Source organism: Rheinheimera pleomorphica (assembly GCF_011634895.1).
GTDB lineage: Bacteria > Pseudomonadota > Gammaproteobacteria > Enterobacterales > Alteromonadaceae > Alishewanella > Alishewanella pleomorphica.
Window position 1 is genome coordinate 178,064 of record NZ_SIRR01000001.1, and the last position, 17,263, is coordinate 195,326.

At 46.4% G+C, this 17,263-nt stretch carries 15 protein-coding genes and 1 pseudogene; 5 read left to right on the forward strand and 11 right to left on the reverse strand.

Going from position 1 to position 17,263, the window contains the following annotated elements; genetic code table 11:
• Positions 1-2: 2 nt before the first annotated feature.
• Together EYB30_RS00880 and EYB30_RS00885 are read right to left on the reverse strand one after the other, a co-directional pair.
• The gene (locus EYB30_RS00880; protein ID WP_166836026.1) at positions 3-674 is read right to left on the reverse strand and encodes a hypothetical protein; all 672 of its coding nucleotides are present in this window, start codon (positions 672-674) and stop codon (positions 3-5) included.
• Between the two features lie 170 nt (positions 675-844).
• Positions 845-1,501, reverse strand: a complete 657-nt coding sequence (locus tag EYB30_RS00885) for a hypothetical protein (RefSeq protein WP_166836028.1) — start codon at positions 1,499-1,501, stop codon at positions 845-847.
• A gap of 127 nt (positions 1,502-1,628) precedes the next feature.
• Here EYB30_RS00885 and EYB30_RS00890 point away from each other — a divergent pair, with 127 nt between their 5' ends.
• Complete coding sequence (locus EYB30_RS00890) at positions 1,629-2,810, forward strand: helix-turn-helix domain-containing protein (RefSeq protein WP_166836030.1); 1,182 nt, start codon at positions 1,629-1,631, stop codon at positions 2,808-2,810.
• A 22-nt stretch (positions 2,811-2,832) separates the two neighbouring features.
• Positions 2,833-3,297, forward strand: a pseudogene (locus EYB30_RS00895) (pyridoxine/pyridoxamine 5'-phosphate oxidase); the annotation flags it as partial.
• A gap of 121 nt (positions 3,298-3,418) precedes the next feature.
• Here the strand turns inward: EYB30_RS00895 and EYB30_RS00900 are convergent.
• From EYB30_RS00900 to EYB30_RS00930, 7 genes are all read right to left on the reverse strand, one after another.
• On the reverse strand, positions 3,419-4,183 hold the full coding sequence (locus tag EYB30_RS00900; RefSeq protein ID WP_166836032.1) for an alpha/beta hydrolase: 765 nt from the start codon (positions 4,181-4,183) through the stop codon (positions 3,419-3,421).
• Between the two features lie 38 nt (positions 4,184-4,221).
• Positions 4,222-5,772, reverse strand: a complete 1,551-nt coding sequence (locus EYB30_RS00905) for a serine hydrolase domain-containing protein (RefSeq protein ID WP_166836034.1) — start codon at positions 5,770-5,772, stop codon at positions 4,222-4,224.
• Between the two features lie 12 nt (positions 5,773-5,784).
• Entirely contained in the window at positions 5,785-7,437 is a 1,653-nt protein-coding gene (locus tag EYB30_RS00910; protein ID WP_166836036.1) for a formylglycine-generating enzyme family protein, read from the reverse strand.
• On the reverse strand, positions 7,430-8,782 hold the full coding sequence (locus tag EYB30_RS00915) for an MBL fold metallo-hydrolase (RefSeq protein ID WP_206674535.1): 1,353 nt from the start codon (positions 8,780-8,782) through the stop codon (positions 7,430-7,432). Before EYB30_RS00915 ends, EYB30_RS00910 begins: the two co-directional genes overlap by 8 nt.
• A 359-nt stretch (positions 8,783-9,141) precedes the next feature.
• A complete protein-coding gene (locus EYB30_RS00920; protein ID WP_166836038.1) occupies positions 9,142-9,825 on the reverse strand; it encodes a response regulator transcription factor in 684 nt (227 codons plus the stop codon).
• A 104-nt stretch (positions 9,826-9,929) separates the two neighbouring features.
• A complete protein-coding gene (locus tag EYB30_RS00925) occupies positions 9,930-10,688 on the reverse strand; it encodes a LytR/AlgR family response regulator transcription factor (protein WP_166836040.1) in 759 nt (252 codons plus the stop codon).
• Positions 10,685-11,731, reverse strand: a complete 1,047-nt coding sequence (locus EYB30_RS00930) for a sensor histidine kinase (RefSeq protein ID WP_166836042.1) — start codon at positions 11,729-11,731, stop codon at positions 10,685-10,687. The genes EYB30_RS00925 and EYB30_RS00930 overlap by 4 nt, the downstream gene beginning before the upstream one ends.
• A gap of 566 nt (positions 11,732-12,297) precedes the next feature.
• Between EYB30_RS00930 and EYB30_RS00935 the strand changes: the two genes are divergently transcribed.
• Positions 12,298-13,644, forward strand: a complete 1,347-nt coding sequence (locus EYB30_RS00935) for an ankyrin repeat domain-containing protein (RefSeq protein ID WP_166836048.1) — start codon at positions 12,298-12,300, stop codon at positions 13,642-13,644.
• Positions 13,645-13,667: 23 nt separating this feature from the next.
• The gene (locus tag EYB30_RS00940) at positions 13,668-14,315 is read left to right on the forward strand and encodes a glutathione S-transferase N-terminal domain-containing protein (RefSeq protein WP_166836051.1); all 648 of its coding nucleotides are present in this window, start codon (positions 13,668-13,670) and stop codon (positions 14,313-14,315) included.
• Positions 14,316-14,365: 50 nt separating this feature from the next.
• Here the strand turns inward: EYB30_RS00940 and EYB30_RS00945 are convergent, their stop codons facing one another.
• Positions 14,366-15,130, reverse strand: coding sequence for a substrate-binding periplasmic protein (locus tag EYB30_RS00945; protein WP_166836055.1), 765 nt, complete (start codon positions 15,128-15,130; stop codon positions 14,366-14,368).
• 122 nt (positions 15,131-15,252) lie between these two features.
• On the reverse strand, positions 15,253-15,663 hold the full coding sequence (locus tag EYB30_RS00950) for an LIC_13387 family protein (RefSeq protein WP_166836058.1): 411 nt from the start codon (positions 15,661-15,663) through the stop codon (positions 15,253-15,255).
• A gap of 177 nt (positions 15,664-15,840) precedes the next feature.
• On the opposite strand from EYB30_RS00950, the gene EYB30_RS00955 reads away from it, so the two are divergent.
• Entirely contained in the window at positions 15,841-17,256 is a 1,416-nt protein-coding gene (locus tag EYB30_RS00955) for a S41 family peptidase (RefSeq protein WP_166836061.1), read from the forward strand.
• Positions 17,257-17,263: the final 7 nt, after the last annotated feature.

Below are 17,263 nucleotides of genomic sequence, written 5' to 3' on the forward strand. Positions count from 1 at the left end.
CCCTACTTTTGCTCGATACTGCTTGAGCTTGATGGCCGGTAGTTTGTGTAAGTGCGTTCGATGCGCTCTTCAAACGGCACCCAAAAAGCGGAGCCTTGTATTAGCAGGTTATATTTTTTTAACACCGTTACTGTATCGGCCACCGGTAAGCACTCAATGTCAAAGCTTAAACGGCTGATACTGGAGCCAAAGGAAGGGGAAAAGGCTGCCTCATTAGACAAGGTTATCCGCAATACATTATTTGCTGCATGGCTCAATTCAGCGACGCCGGTCAAATTTTCAAACACTGCCGGGTCATCATCTGCATCAGGAATGGGCTTAAAGGAATATTCCTTATGCCCATTATCGTTGATGACTGAGCGTGCCTCTTGCGGGATCATTTTTTTAAAACTATCGCAATTTACCCTGGCAAAGGCTTTAGCTCCCTGCTCATGCAGAAGCGTCTGAACCTCAGCAAGATAACTGTCGTCATCAGCATTAATAACACTGATGTTCACCTCACCTGTTTGCTCATTAATTACAGCGAGATTGACGTTAGAGCTGCCGTTTGTGAGGTGAATGTCGTAATCGAGCTTTAAACTTACATTCTGTTCATCATCTGAATTAGCGATAGTACCCTCGGCCACTGCAAGTGGGGAGAGCAAAAGAGATAGTGGAAAAATAAGACTGCGCATGTTTTTTCTGACTTGGTTAAGGTGCGTCAACTTTTGCAGAGTCAGCTGCTATTTTCGTCCGTGCATGAACGCTGAGACTCATTATTTCAACTTTTTTTAGTTTAAGCCTCTGAATTCTATAGTCGCATAGCCAATTCAAGAGGCTTTATTTGTAGGTAAAGGTGTTGTGCTTACACCTTCACTTCATCTGAGGCCGCCCGCAAAAAACACAGCCCCAACCAGAAAAACCAAATAATTTGTAACACGCCAAACAGCTCTTTAAACATAACAACAGAAGTAATAGTGGCGACACCCGCCAAACCAACTGTAATGCCCAAGTAATGTAGCTTTTTAGAAAAAATGTCTGCTTTTAACGCGAGAATGCTGACAAGAATTACCCATACCGCCCCAACAATCTCGTTATCGCCACCAATACTTTGTGCAATGGTCATTAACAGCGCCCAGGCATCCAAGGCTTTTTGCGCATCAGAGTGGGCTATACCAATCGCATAGCTGACGCCGCTAATGGCTATCATACCGCTTGCGATCACCAAGCCTACCCACAGATAGCCAAAAGCGTTAGTCACAGACTTTAGCCGCTCGCTGGCGTTGCCCAGTATGCGCGATGTTCCCGCGACCAGTATCGATAACACCAAACCAAACAGTATGTAGGTAATAAACAAGAAAACTGAGGTTATAGTTTGATGCTCTGCAATGAACATCATCTTGGTTTGAGCATCACCGTCAGTAGGAAAGCGCCAAAACGCGCCGTAGTACACGAATGCACTGATGTAAATAAACGACAGCACTAGCGCTGCGATTCCAGTAACATAGTTAGCCGACTTCATTTTTATTGCCTCATCCTTTAACATTAATTGGTGCAAGGCTTGCAGGATGACGCATTTCTGTATCGTAATAGACCGAGCATGACGGCTAGGAATCTTTTGACCAATCTCTAACTAAGGTAAAGCATAGATGCCAACCTATTTTGCAAACTACCTATTGGCTGGCAGCCTTGGACTCGTCAGCATTGTGATCCCTATGCTTTTGGCCAGACGAGAAATCAGTCAAGCCTATATTATGTTAGCACTGTTCCTTGTTTTCACATCTTTGGCAAACGCTCTGCCAATTTTTATACAAGCCGCACCGGGCATTGAACTTTATAGTCTTGCCATCGTTATCCCCAGCTATATTTGTCAGCCAATATTTCTGTGGTTTTATGTCAAAGCCATATGTTCACCGACAGATTGGCATATCAAACAGAACCGATATTTACACTTTGTGTTGCCTGCACTGGCTTTGATATATGCCCTGGTGCTGATATTTATGCCCTCTGAATACCTGGTTGAACTGATGCAAGGGCAGGAACAAACTCTTTCACAAACAGCGGAATTACTGGCAATGTCCACTTTCGCCTTTATGGTGATTTGGATAGTTCAGTCATCATTTTATATTTATTTGATAATAAGCCGGTTAATCACGTATCGCAGAGAACTGAAGCAACTGTTTGCCTCTAATGACAAGCGGGAAATGGGCTGGCTATTTTTCATTATCTCAGCAATATCCGTTGCCTGGCTGCTGGCTTTCTGCGCACTTTTATTGAGTTTCTCAGGCGAAGCTAATAATGCATTAACTAACACGCTGCTGCTGACTTACTTTGCCCTGCTTTGGTTAATGTCGTTTTGGGGATTGCGGCAAAAGCCTGGTTTCAATGAACGATACCTGCAACAAGAAGACCTTGATGCCATTGCGACATTAACAACAATGGAAGACACATCGGCAAAGTATAACCGCTCAGGGCTTGATGAGGCGCGCAGTGAAAAAATTGCGGATAAAATTGAACAGGCAATGATAGCTAAATCACTGTATTTAAACCCTGACTTATCACTCAAACTATTAGCTACTGAGGTTGCAGAAAAACCTAACTATGTCTCGCAGGTACTGAATCAAAAACTCAACAGTTCATTTTTTGACTATGTGAATAGCTATCGGATTGAGCATAGCAAGCAGCTTATTAGTGAGAATAAACTGCCTATCATAGAGGTGGCATTCGCATCAGGCTTTAATGCCAAGTCGTCTTTCTACAAGGCTTTCAAGATGAAGACAGGATTGACGCCTAAACAGTTTGCCACTAATGAAGCTGAGTTGGGCGAGTGATTATTAGGCCAATGGCTTCCCTGCCGGCAGGTTTGTCGATTTAAAGTCAGTTAATGAACAAGGCTTTGTTTTCTGCACTTATTTTGATTCCGCTAAGGGCAGGCACCTTTCTAAAAATGAAAAAACGGCGATGACAATCTGGTGGGACCATGTGGGCTACCAGATCCGTGTTGTCGGTGTTGCTGAATTTATATCCGAGGTTGAAGCTGATAACTATTGGCAAAGCCGAAACAAAAGCGCTCAATTAACTACAACAGCTTTTGAACAAAGCGCTGCACTAAATTCCGAGCATGAGCTAGAGAAAAGACTTCAAGAAATAACAGTAGAATACACCGGTAAAATAGTTCCCCGACCAGCCAACTGGGGCGGTTACCGCATCAAACCGGTTTCGATTGAGTTTCTTACGTTCCAAGAGAGTCGATTACACCGAAGAGAATTATTTGAGTTGAAAAATAATGGCTGGTTTAAGCAACTACTTCAACCGTAAATTAAGTCCTGCGTTTATGTTAAGAGAAAATTCTACTTTTGACGTCAGTTATTTTTAGGGGGTATTACCATTTTACTTTTGCTTTTCGTTGTTAATGCGAATGGACGAAATTTTTAGACCTTTACTGTGTATTTCTATACACGTTGAAAATACCTTTAAAAAAACTGATGTAGTAGTTGCTGATATGGCTCTCGCCCGGCATAACCTCGGCCTGCCATGTCAGGCCAGACGGCGCTTGGTCAGACAGTAAGCGGGTAAACTGCAGGTAAGCGCTGTACACTTGCTCCCCTTCCATTGCCGGCTCTGCCATAGTGATGTACAGCGTCTTGCCCGACGCTAACGTTTGCCCAATCAGTTGTTGATAAATATCATTAGCGTGGCGCTGCAGCGGAGGGCTGGCCGCGATATATCGGTCAAATAGCGCGGGCTGGGTTGATAGCAAATCAACGGCAAAATACGCAGCTAAAGAGTGGCCATATAAAGTGGCGCTTTTACCGGCGCGAAAGGTTTTAGCCATATACGGCTGTAATTCAGCACCGATAAACTCAGCAAATTTAGCTTTTTGATGGTAGAAATCGTTTTCTCTGGCACCGTCCTGCGCAAGATTATTAATTGCCACAATAATCTGCCTAGGAATATTACCCAGCTCCTGATGTAAACGGCTTGCCAACACCGCATGAGCCAGGTGCCGTTCACCGTCTAACAGATATAACGTGGGATAGTTTTCTGTCGAGTTAGTATAGCCTTCAGGTAAATACACCTTAATAGTGCGGGTTTGCTGCAACACCGCTGACGGGTATTGCAGCGTTATCACCTCACCTATTGTTAGCGCTTCTGAAGTAAACGCTTGTATCTTGGTAGATAACAAGGCCCCTACAAGTATCATGATTAGCATCAGCCGGTTTTGCATAAAACGCCCATGTTTCACTTTTTTAACGCCGTTTGGTTATATAAAAACACACTCAGCTGACCATCAGTATCGATAAAACTGACTTCCAAGCCTGAATCCTGATGCACGTACTGATGTTTATCTTCCACTGCGGACAACGGATAAATATCACCGTTAGGAAATTTAATAGCGATACCGTCTGCCAGCTCAGAGTTAAGCAATGACACCTGCAGTCCATTTTCAAACTCATAATCCCCTACTAGCCTGCGTTGCTGAATACGGTCAACCTTGCGTCTTTTATAAGCTTTAGCCTTATAATCAGGCCAGTTGTATACGGCAGAAGCAGCTCTGATCATGTCAAAACCAACACTAAAGCCCGCATCTGAATTGGTTAAAAACACCGCACCGTCGCCGTTTTCAGGATACATCAGCATAAAGCTACGATATCCGCTATTGCCACCGTTGTGCTTAAACAGAAATCGCTCCCCCTCACCATCAGTAACGAAAGTCATCGCTGGCTGGCCGCCGAAGTAGGTAGATAAATCTTCCCCCGGCTTAACCGGCGCCAGCATTTGCCGTGCAGAACGCTGCGAAATAACGTCACTCTTGCCGTGATAACCTTTTGTTAGTTCAACCGCTAAATTCGCCAAATCCGTAGCAGTTGACCACAAGCCAGCAGCCGCTTGCTCAGGATGCACACGCCAGCCACCTTCGATAGCCACGCCGGTAATGTCATGCCCCAGCGCTATCTCAATGTCATCTCGTTGCGGATAAGCCATATCAAAAGAACTATGAAGCATATTTAAGGGTTGCAGTACCCAGGTATCCATCAACTGCTCAAAGGGTTTACCGAACTCATCCTGCAGTGCTACTTCTGCAACGGTATAGCCCGCCCCTGAATACATGACTTGTTTACCGGCGGCTAATTCAACTGTAACCGCTTTTGTATTGGCGGGTTCTTGTCCAAGCAGAGTCTGAACATCGGTTGGGATTGCGTCTCCTTGCGCGTAGCCCATATAACCACCCGCTGATAGACCTGAGCTGTGATTAAGCAGGTTTTCAAAGCTGATCAGCTTTTCAGCACCCGGTTGTGCACCTGCTAGCTGATAAGATTTCAGATAGGCGTTTATCGGCTTATTAATATCAATCTTGCCTTTATCATGCATCCGCATTATTGCAAAAGCGGTAACAGGCTTAGCTAACGACGCCGCCTGAAAGACTGTGTTGCGGGTTACTGGCTTATCGGAAGAGGATGACAGGTTGCCATAACCGTTGCTCCAGGCCACTTTGCCATTAGCAATCAGTGCAAAGCTCAGCCCCGGAACCTTGTAAAATGACAGTCTATCTAGCACCGAAAAGGTAGGCACAGCTTCGTTTTCAAACACCACTGGCTGTCTTAATCCTTGCTCTACCGCAACTTGCAGTCTTGTTGCCTCATCAGCCATAACCTCAGCCTGACAACATATTGCTATCTGACTAAAGATCACCAATGATATAAATAGATACTTGTTCATTTTTCTTCCATTTAAAATTTTACGCCAACCTAGCAAGTTGAACGTCAAGGGGACGTGAAGAAATTGGCTCACCAACAAACTCTATTAACTGAACTCAAACCAGTCCAGCTCAAACCATTTTTGGTTAGCCGCTTTAATCTCTAAGCGTTGTGCTGAAGCAACTAACGTGGCATCGACGGTAAGTAAGCTAAAATCGTCGGCGCCTAAAAGGGTGACACTTGCCACCAGGTGATTACCTTGCCAGACATGAAACTGCGCGCCGGCTTCCCCTCGTACTTTCAGTGTTAACCTACGACATTCATCGCGTGTGCTGTTAAAGTCAAAACTGAGCCAGGCCGGTAAAAATGGCAACTGTTCGCTATAAAGATGATAAGGATTGGCGCTAAAGTGCATGCTGTTGCCACTCTGATTGCTATAAGCGAATTGGGCATCAATGTAATGTTCAGCCTGAATACGCTCCTGTACACGATGAACTTTATGCTGGCCATACCAAACCATAGTACCCGGCAAGCTGTCTGCAGTGGCACTATTAGCATCAACCCGGTAGCCCACCAGGGTGGCAGCCGGCAACGTATCAGTGTAGCTATTGGCAGTAACAGCACTGGCGATGCGCTCTGTTATCCGGCCTTGCTGGCTTGTCGGGTCAATTAATTGCCGGTAAACCGAATAGCTGATATCAGCTGCAGTCAACGGCTGCCAGATAAGTTCAATACGGTTATCCGGCAAGGGTCTGAGCAGCACCTGCTTTGGTGCCACAGGCGTCGCCTGCATTAGCCGGTGCTGCAGACTGGCATTAAGCTGAGCACCTTTAAGGCTTTGCTGAAACGCGAGGGTTTCAGCCGATGGCGCGACTGCCCCTTCATGTTCCAACAGCAGACGAAAGCCTTCCAAACTGCCGTAGAAATCCGCAGCAACAACATCTTTTGTCTGCCGGGCCAGTGCTTGCCAGTGCCAGGCACCACCGCTGATATCATATTGCAGGCAGCTATCACCGGTAGCGGCTTTGACAGCGCAGCTTTGCATGATTTCTCTGACATTACCCAACATATCATGCAAACCTAAGTCATTAGGCCGATACATACCCACCACAGTGTGATAAGTAGCGCCGTCATTGCAATTGGTATGATGCCGGTAGCTATGGTTATGGTCCCGTTTTATGCCGATACTGCTGGCTTCATCCTCAGTATTTTCATACTTACAAATTTGGCTGCTGGCAACGTCATCACCAAAGTAATAATGGCTGTGTCGTCCTGCTGCTGCGGCATACTGCCACTCACTGGCGTTGGGTAAACGATACGCTTTGCCGGTTTCAGCACTAAGCCAGGCAGCATACGCTAATGCGCCTTTTACACCGACGCAAACCACAGGTTGAAACAGATCCTGTGCCACGTCAGTGTCATTCCAGTTACCCGGGTTATCCGGCGAAGGCCAACGTGCTGCACTAAACACCAAACAGTGTTGCGGCACCTTGTAGCCTGTGGCATTCACAAAGCGCTGAAACTCAGCAACCGTGACTTCATATTTGCCCATATAGGTCGACACGATTTGTTCGTCTGCTACCACTGGCACCAATACGGGCTCTATCGGCGTAACAGCATCAGCACCAGCCGCTGGCAACCGGGCAAATACGGTTGCCGGCAGCAACGTGCCTGAAAGCAGTGTAATAATCAGCGCAACAGGAAAAAGTGTTTTAATCCGCACAATGCCGCCTTTTTGCAACGGCTTACTGTTAGCCATTTGCGCAAATCGGGTAACCTGCCGGACAGGTTTTCGGCGTAAAGTCGTCTGTCCATTGCCTGAACTCTGCCATGCTGAACTGGCGCCAGCCACGGATATCCACCAGGGTGTTTACATCGATTTTTAACTCATCTAAAGCTTGAGCAAAGCGAACCATATCGTGGTAAATGCGTGGCTTAGCCGTTTTTAACTCAGTGACATAGTGATCTTCTGCCAACACCATGCGAACTGAGGGTAAATACGCCAGCAAATAATGTTGTGCATGTGCCGTAGCGATATCAAACAGCATCAGATCACCCAGCGTGAATGCTGCACGTTCTGGGATTAACAGCAGGTTATCCGGCTGTGCGGCCGTAGCATGTTTTAAAATGGTAGCCTGGTGCTGCTTAGCAACCACCAGTGTTGCCCCCAGTGCCAGGGCATTGTCCAGGCCGCGCACGTTGGCATTGTGATGATGGGTAACCACAAAGTACTTTAGCGGTTTATCCTGCTGCGACAGCTTTTTAATTTCAGCAAAATTCTCGCTAAGTGCGTCCGCGGCGCCCATAGCAATATAATGGTCGGCTTGTTCAATAAATACTGTTAGCGCCCGGCCTTTACCGGCCTGATAAACGCCAGTGCTGAGTTTTTTCGCCGTAAGTTCAGAGCCATCAATGGTTTCACCCCATGGCGTAAAGTGGTCAAAGCCGCTAAAGGCCGCGCTCAGATCAGGGTTTAGCTCAAGATCACGATGCACTGAGCTTAGCCGCAGCTGGCCATTAACAAAGAAATTCATATCGCGGGCGTAGGGCAATTTGGCTGCCGTGTTGTGATTAGAAAAAACATACAACATGTCTCCTGCCCGTGGGTGCTGGCGCAGTATTTTATGGATAAGGCCGGATGTGTTATCGACAAAGTAGGTATAACGCTCACCGGAGGCGTGTTGCAGCATGAGTTTTTGCTGCAAGCGGCCACGGTAATACTCCTTGCCACTGTATTCCAGCTCTGCTGACAGGCCGGCTAAGCGTTTAGCTTGCAGCGTATCGCTGCTGCGCTCTAACGATGCGCCTAAGCGGTCAAAGTTGGCCCAGCTTTCTTCAGAGTATTTTTCATGCAGAATGTCGTACATGATGGTGCTATCGCCCTGCTGCACCCACTTTTCCAAATCCAGCGTGCTACGCGGTACCCGATAGGATAGTAAGCTCTTGCGCCGGTTTTTATAGTCGATGATCAGCTCTTCGTTGATACGCCATAACTCAGGCACATCCGGCGATTCGCCCTCGCCGGGCCAGGGGCCTTTATTGTAGTCGACGACTTTGATGCTATTCGCCTGCAGTAACGTATCGCCACCGTAGGCTGTAAGCATTTTATTGACAACTGCCACCTTGATATCGGCTGCAGGCTCACTCTCCTTCGCAGCTAAGACAGCGGGTAATGCTAACAACACCATACAACTGGCGACAAACACACTTTTTCGGCCAAGAAAAGCCATACATTGTTTGGTGGACCAAAGCTTACTGCTATGCACTGGATACATTTTTGACACCCTTTAATACAATTTGCCGATACCATGGCATAAACTGTATGCCAAACAAATCAGGCTAAACCCAGAGGCGAAAAATGTGCCCCAAGCGGCATTGCCGCACCAAATTTGCTTTAGCTCTGTCAAAGATGTTTTCATAAAAATTTGTCGCAATGCGCTGTGAAATACAGCTGTTAATCTGGCTAATCTGGGCTATCGAGCAGATATCCTTGTCCGCGTAATGTTTTCAGCATTGATGTCGAAAAAGGCTTATCCAAAACCCGACGCAATGTGTAGATATGCGAGCGAATGACATCACTGTCGCAGTATGTGCCTGCCCAGATTTTGTTTGCCAGCTGCTGACGGCTAACAGTGTTTGGATAGGCGTAGGCCAGCGTCATCAGGATGTCAAAATCGGTATTGCTTAGCTTTAACGTACGGCCAGCCCGGGTGGCCATGCGTTGATTTTCGTTGATATATAGCTCACCAATACTAATTATCTGTGGCTGATGTAACTTATGGCGCCTTGATAAGGCTTCACAGCGCAAGCTCAGTTCCTCTAAACAATAAGGCGTGCTCATAAAATCGTCTGCGCCGGCGGTGAAACCCTGGCGCTTTTCAGTCAGGCAGTCGCTATCAGATATCAGTAACACCGGCGCAATCGGGTTGCACAGTTGCTTTAAACTGCGACACAGCTCAATCCCTCTGCTGCCAGACAGCCTCACGTTTAGCACAATCACGTCAAAACTGTTGGTACGCGCCAGCTTCAGCCCCAGCGGGCCTGTTGAGGCAAAATCGACATGCATTCCTGCTTGCAGCAGATAATCACAAAACTCACGCCCCAGCCGATGGCAGCTTTCAATTACAAGTACAGATAATGCTTTCAATTGCACTAACGCCAAAGCCCACAATGGTCTGTATCACAGCATAGTTATCGGTTGAATGACATTGCGCTGACGTAAGCGGCTAAAACACTTAGCTAAGCGGCACACTACGACGACGAATGCTTGATGTTTGCCAGTATCGTTTTGTAGCGACGGCTTAATTTAACTGAGGCTCCACTTGACAGCACTAGCATGCCATCGCCAAAGCGACCTCTGTCAAACTTAATAACGTGAGCGCTATTTACCATCAACGATTTATGCGTTCGGAAAAAGAAGTTGTGATCAAGCTCCTGACTTAAGCGCTTAAACGTATCCCGCGACAACAGGGTGTTATTGTTCAAATAAAACGCCAGATGATCAGCAACGGCTTCAATATAGATAATGTCTTTTTGTTTCAGGTAGAACAAACCTTCGTCCGTTTGCACACTAAGCCCCAATAAAGAGGTTTGTTGCACAACCTGTTGGTACCATTGCTCAACTGCACTGTGCTTGAGCACCAACTGCTTTTCTTTTACCCGTTGCCTGACCTTGGTGAGCATCTGTTCAAAACGTTGCTGTTCAATCGGCTTTAGCAGGTAATCAAGGGCGTTGTTATCGAAAGCTTCTATAGCGTGCTGCTGATAGGCGGTTATAAATACGATGCAAGGCAGAGCGCCCTGCCAGTTGGCCAAAAACTCAAAACCGTTCACTCTGGGCATGTCAATATCCAGAAAAATCACATCAGGTTTAGGCTTTTCGCGAAGCCCCTCTTCATCAGCACTATAACTGTGATGCACAATGTGAAAATCGCTGTACGCTTTTAGCGCCAGCTCAATGCCTTTGTGCGCTGCAGGCTCATCGTCAATAACCCAACATGTTATCGTCATAACGCTACCTCTAACGGTAGGGTAATGCTGACAGTAAAACGGCCAGCCTGATCTTCTGTTAACAGCCTGGCACCTTCCCCATACAGTAAGTTTAAGCGGTGCGTTACATTTTCCAGGCCACTGCTGGTGCCAGCGACAGCGGCTTTATCCGCCGTGTTATACAGATTAGTGATGCTGATATTAAGTTGCTGTGCGCTCACGCCTGCAGTTATGTTAATTTGTGCATCACTGCCGCCTAAGGTGCGACTGAACTTAATGGCATTTTCAATTAACGGCTGCAAAATAAGCGGAGGTACATAAGCTGACGCTGCGTCAGCATTGACGTGATAATTAACCAACAACAGCTGCGTGCTGCGCTGCCGCTCAATATCGACAAAACGTTGTATCAATTCCAATTCCTGCTGTAGGGCAATTTTGCCAGCGAATTTGTGCTCCAGCGTTATGCGCAAAAACTGGCTCAGTTTCACCACCATCTGGTGCGCTGCCTCGTTGTTGCCTTCTAAGATGGCAACGTCAAGTGAGTTAAGCACATTAAACAGAAAATGCGGGTTTAGTTGAGCCATCAGCAACTGCAGCTGTGCTTCCCGTGCCAAATGTTGCGCCGTTTGCAGTTGGCGCTTTTGTGTTTGCTTTTGCAGGTAAATATAGCCACTGATAAACAGGCCAATCCAACTGAGCAACAACAAAAAGCGATAGGCGCCACCTGAATACCAGACTAACCAGCCGCCAGCCATTAACTGCTCAGTAGTAATCTGACCATGCAATACCGCGTTAAGGCCATTCCAGAGAGTAAATAGTGCCAGGCCAAACAGCAGCAAACCGGCAAAACCTAATTTGCGAGGCTTGCGTTGCAGGTAGATGTAGCAAACGGCCAGCGCGCCTGTCGCTAGCATCATAAACATCGAAGACAGCAAACTACCGGACCAATGGTTGTCGCCATAAATTAAATGGGCGCTATGTTCAAACACCAAATAGACACACCAAAAAACCACATGGCCAACAGCCAGTATCGGGGAACCGTACCATGTTGATTTATCTTGCATAACCTTTGGCTCTTTCACGCGTTTAGTCCGGAGTCTAGCAAAGTTGTTGTTATTGCATAACTCATGGCTCGTTAGCTTTAACGCAAGCAAAACATACTCAATGTCGTGAATTTGTGAAACGTGACAGTTTTTTCCAACGAAATCTTCACAAAGGACTGCTTAAGCTGGTGATTCTGTTCGTCTTAAACCACTGATATGGAGTTACATATGAGTAAAAACTTCAAAAAAACTGCTGCATACGCCGCTTTAGTTTTAGTACTTGGGTGTGTTGCATTTTACGCATCTATGGAAGATTACCAGAAAGAGAACTTTTCAAGGCTGATCAGCCAAACCTTTTCAAAGTAGAGTTTTCCTGGGTTAAGTAATTGTGTTTGAAACGCTTTTGGTAGAAATGCATTTCAAATAGTTAGTGAGCACAACAAACAAAGATTATCGCCAGCAAAAAGCGCTGACAGCGACGTCAACCTGCTGCGCGGCTTTGTGCGCTAAATCTGGGCGTTTTTATCGTGCCTGCAATGTTGCAGCACACAGTAGCCATTACGAATTAGACAAAGAGACTATCAACGATGACGTTACGCCATATTCTTCAGCTCGCCTCCTGCTTGTCACTTTCGCTGACAGCAATCACTTCACAGGCCATCGTGATCCGCCATGACAAAGCTGATAGCGCATATCAGCAACATGCCGACAGATTTGCACCCTACATTGCTTATTTAGACCGTTGCACCGCGACCGTGCTTAATGATTACTGGCTGGTTACCGCTGCACATTGCGTTAACCCGGCAGAGCAATACCCGTTAAAGATTCAGCACCTGGATAACGACTACGCTGTGCTTAAAATTATCCGGCACCCTGACTTTACCCAAACCGGTGAGCCTGACCTGGCCTTATTACAACTGCGCTGGCCGCTAAAACAAGCAAAACCGGCCGCTCTTTACCGCAAACATGACGAACTGAATAAAGTAATTACTATTGCAGGTAAAGGTACTACCGGCAATGGTGTGACCGGTGATGCTAAGCAAGATAACCTGCTACGCGCAGCCACCAACACCATCAACTCAGTAGAAGGTAAGTGGTTAACCTTTGAGTTTAACCAAGGCGATAACGCGACACCGCTTGAGGGAGTTAGCGGCTCGGGTGACAGCGGTGGCCCGGCATTTATTCTGGAAAACGGCACACCTTATCTTGCTGGTGTCAGTTGCTGTCAGGAATCGGAAACGCAGGGGGCTTATGGCGCCCTGGAATACTACTCCAGGGTATCGACTGAGCTTGACTGGTTGCAACAGCAAATGGCCGCTAACCCACCGAAACCAGAATCAAAACATCCACTTGTCACACTGTTGCGCTCGGGTGATCAGCACAAAGCGTTGGCCTTGATACAGCAGGATACCAGTTGGCAACAAGCAACAGAGTTAACCGAAGCGTTACTCACTCACGCCTTTATTGCGCAGGATTTAGACCTGTTCAAAGCACTTATTGCTGCTCAGCCGGCAATGTTAAGCGCAGAGCTACAAGGCTTGCCATTGCTCGATTACGCCCTTAAACAAGGAAACAGCCTGTTTTTTTCATACTTAATAGACGCGGGCGCAGACGTCAGCCATCTTGGCTTTAGGAAACAGCATTATTTAAGCCGGTTGATGTGGCAGTATTTTCATGATGATGCCAATGCGCTCGCCGCTAAACTATTGCAAGCCGGGTTGGATATCAATCAGCAGGATGAACGTGGTGATTCTGCATTGCATATGGCAGGATTTTACGGCTCACTTGAACGTATTCAATTTCTGCTAGAACACGGTGCCGATATCAATCTGCGGGACAAACAAGGAAATACGCTATTAATAACCGCGCAAAAGCGTGGCCAGAGAGATATTGTTGAGTATCTATTGGCAAAAGGCGCTGAAAAGACTGATTAAATAAAACACATAAGGATTGCACAGTGCAGCAACTCATTTGGGTTATCGACTCGCCTTACTCACGGGCCATAAAGTGGTTGTTGTTACGCCATGACATCGCCCATGACGATTATCTTTTGACCTGGCAGACGCTAAAGACAGATGCATTATTACAGCGCTGCAACCCGAAACAACAAGTGCCCACTCTGGTTGACGGCGATGCTGTCAGCTATGACTCACTGTTAATTGCACAGCAGATCTTGCCTTTTCAATGGCATCAAACCACGGATGCCAAACTCTTCCGACTGGGCGATGCCGACTTTGAAAAAGCGATTATCTTTTTCTTTCGGGCAAACTTGCTGGCAGACAAGTTTGGCGTAAGTGAGCATAGTACACTGCTGTTTGAGGCCGGACAGCAACGCTATTGCGCTAGTGTTGATATGCTGATTGACCACTTGTTACCTCAGCTGGCACACAATATAAAAGACATAGAACTAAATGTAGGGGTAATACTGGCGTTTTCTACCATTTTGGCCTGTCGCGCCCAGGCACAGAGTGCCGATATTACCAATTACCGCATAACACAGCTGCGTGCCTTGTCAGAGCGTCTGGCAGCGGATGCGTGCTATCAGCAGATGGCACAGCACTACGCCACCTCAGCCAATTGTGCATTGCCCTTTTTATTGTCCTGATTGTAATCCTGAACTTAACTTTTCATGCTGATGGCACCGAGAAGTGGCCGTCATTTATCATGACTGCTGACATCCCAGCTAATGTTGTATTTATCGTAAAGTGATTGGATCCAACCGGAATTAACCAGTGAAGGATATTCAGCATCATATCTAGCAATATAGTTTGAGATCTCTCTCTTAACATCAGGGTGGCTTGAGAATGCCACAAAAACCATTTCAGCGTTGACACAGCCCGCTATTGTTATTTTGTCATCCAAGTTGAGCTTGCTTAGCTCTAATACGGTGGTGTTTCGGGTAAAGATAAAGGTATCAACCCGATGTTTTAACAGCTTGTTGGCATTTTGAGCAACATATCGCTCTAAATAAGGCTGAACCTGAAACTGCGCTTCATTTTCAAGAAAGTATTGGTTAAGTTCTTCAATCGACGTATCCGCGGCTATCCCAATGCTCAGGCCGGCTAAAGACTGAACACCTGTGTAACGCCATTTATTTTCTGCCAATACAAAAAAGCACATTTGCTGGTTTCCAGCCGGGTTAATTGGATAATGCAGATCTGGCGCTTCGTATTTTGCTGGCGATAGCAGTGCATGGTACTGGCCATTTCGCACTACTTTAATAGCTCTGGACCAGGGAAAGAAATCTATCTGCAACTGATATTCGCTGGCAGGATAAATCTTTTTTATAAGCTCAATGATGTAGCCTTGATCTTTTTGTTGGCCACACAACTGAGGACACCAGTCAATTGCTGCAAACTTAATGACCTCCTTATTGGTTGCATCAAGTTGACAGGCGAATATGAAAGTTAAAACTGTCACGAACTTCAGTATTGTATGCAGCATAATTGGCCTTTTATACGTTTAAAAACCAACACAATTGCTAACTTAAGACGGCAAATCACAACCTATGGTGGCGTCTTATGTGCTTTATTTTACCAAGATCATATGTACAAGGTGGACTGCGCACCTATAAAACAAATCAATGACATCGACACACCAATTAACGGTACTCTGAACCAATATCTGTACGCTAAAAATAAATAGCCAACGCTGAATACAGCCGGAATAGAAGAAAACCATACTGACGCTTTGATAAAATCAACATGATTTAAAGCTAAAGGGATATACATAAACGCAAAAAGGATCAGACCAAGACTATGACTTACATTGAAGCCTACCCAGGCATCCCATACTGTCGTTTCTTTAGTGATTTTTGGTGATGTGCTTTTCATACCATTAAGCACAGATAAATCGTAAACGCTGAACTTGTCAGTGAATACTGTATAAACAATGTGCACAACACCCAAAACACCAAGTACGGATGCACCAACTATGAGTAATATTTGATACACAGCAACTCCTCTCTATTGATCCAGATATTGCATTGTAGGCACGGGTAAACATCAGCCGTTGTGTAAAATTCAACTCTAGCCCGCTAAATGTCGTGATTGTGTGAAGCGCCCTGCTGCCGACGAAATCTTCACACTATCTTTGGTAACTTTCACAACAGAGACACAGGAGTCGAAGTTATGAAAGCTATTGTCAGTTTATTATTTAGTACGTTATTGCTGCTTAGCGGTTGCACCGGAGCGCATCTGGATATTTTTCCTGAATTGGAAAACCCAGCCCTGATGCAGAAGAAAATTGCGCCAGAGTTGCTACATCAGGATATTGACGCGCTGGTTGCAGGGGTAAAACTACGCCATCCGGACTTTGCCGGTTATGCCGATGAAGTAAAACTGTATCAGCAGGTGGCGGCACTGAAAGCGAACATTACCACACCGATGACAAGGCTAGAGTTTTTCCGTCATATAGGCCAGTTGTCACATCTGTTTCAGGATGGCCACAGCTTTTTACTCTGGCCCTATCAGGAGCTAAATGGGCTGCGTGAACAAGGCAGCAAACCCTTCCCGTTTTTGGTTAAGCTCAGCAGCAACGGCGTTTTTGTCGCTAAGCAATACCATTACCAGAACCAGCAATTGCCCGCTGGTAGCCAGTTAATCAGCATTAATGGCGTGGCAGTTACTGATATTTTTGCTAATGCCCAACGTTATGTTGGTGGCGAAACTGCGGTGCTGCGCCAGGCCTTTGTCGCTGAACGCTTGCCGTTTCTGCTGTGGGCGGTATATGGTTTTATTGATCAGTTCGACATCGAATATAACTATCAGGGTAAAACACAACGCCTGCTAATAGACAACCAGCAAAGCTGGCAGGTTGCAGCTAAAGAAGATAGTGCAACTACTGCTGACATAACATATAGCCGCTTAAATGACGCTACCGGCTATTTGGAGGTAACCAGTTTTGATGTCGATCCAGATGAATTTTCTACCCAGTTAAACAGCGCTTTCACGAGCATTGCCAAAGATAACCTCACCGCATTGGTGATCGATATTCGTCATAACACCGGCGGCAATACCGATACCGCGACAGAGCTGGCAAGCTATATTGCCGACAAACCATTTCGTCTGGTATCGCATGTGACCGAGAAGCTGAATGCTGAAAATCGTGGTGTATTTGGCTACAAAGGTCAGGCTGGCGACATGATAAGCACCCCATGGGATGACTATGTTAAACCAAATAGCTCACCACAGCATTTCAACGGCAAGGTGGTCGTGCTCATCGGGCCGGTAACCTATTCGGCGGCCATAGTGTTTGCCACTACTGTGCAGGATAACCAGTTTGGCATACTGGCAGGTAAAGCCACCGGCGGCTTTGCTAACCAAACTGCGCAGGGTAACCTGTTTAATTTGCCGCACTCGCAGCTAAGGGCTTATGTCGCAACCCGTTTGTTGTTAAGGCCAAACGGCAATAGCGCGGTCAGTGCAGTAATACCGGATCTGCCTGTTGCAGATAAGCTGCAGGATCAACAAAACGCCATCGACACCACCTTGCAGCAGGTGTTACACCATCTGGGCTCGGCCGAGAACCATGCTAAGCTGCAATAGACCCTAC

Coding starts and splice junctions, on each gene's coding strand:
- EYB30_RS00880 (WP_166836026.1), bottom strand. CDS start 674: ATGCGCAGTCTTATTTTTCCACTATCTCTTTTGCTCTCCCCACTTGCA.
- EYB30_RS00885 (WP_166836028.1), bottom strand. CDS start 1,501: ATGAAGTCGGCTAACTATGTTACTGGAATCGCAGCGCTAGTGCTGTCG.
- EYB30_RS00890 (WP_166836030.1), top strand. CDS start 1,629: ATGCCAACCTATTTTGCAAACTACCTATTGGCTGGCAGCCTTGGACTC.
- EYB30_RS00900 (WP_166836032.1), bottom strand. CDS start 4,183: ATGATACTTGTAGGGGCCTTGTTATCTACCAAGATACAAGCGTTTACT.
- EYB30_RS00910 (WP_166836036.1), bottom strand. CDS start 7,437: ATGGCTAACAGTAAGCCGTTGCAAAAAGGCGGCATTGTGCGGATTAAA.
- EYB30_RS00915 (WP_206674535.1), bottom strand. CDS start 8,782: ATGCTTACAGCCTACGGTGGCGATACGTTACTGCAGGCGAATAGCATC.
- EYB30_RS00925 (WP_166836040.1), bottom strand. CDS start 10,688: ATGACGATAACATGTTGGGTTATTGACGATGAGCCTGCAGCGCACAAA.
- EYB30_RS00930 (WP_166836042.1), bottom strand. CDS start 11,731: ATGCAAGATAAATCAACATGGTACGGTTCCCCGATACTGGCTGTTGGC.
- EYB30_RS00935 (WP_166836048.1), top strand. CDS start 12,298: ATGACGTTACGCCATATTCTTCAGCTCGCCTCCTGCTTGTCACTTTCG.
- EYB30_RS00955 (WP_166836061.1), top strand. CDS start 15,841: ATGAAAGCTATTGTCAGTTTATTATTTAGTACGTTATTGCTGCTTAGC.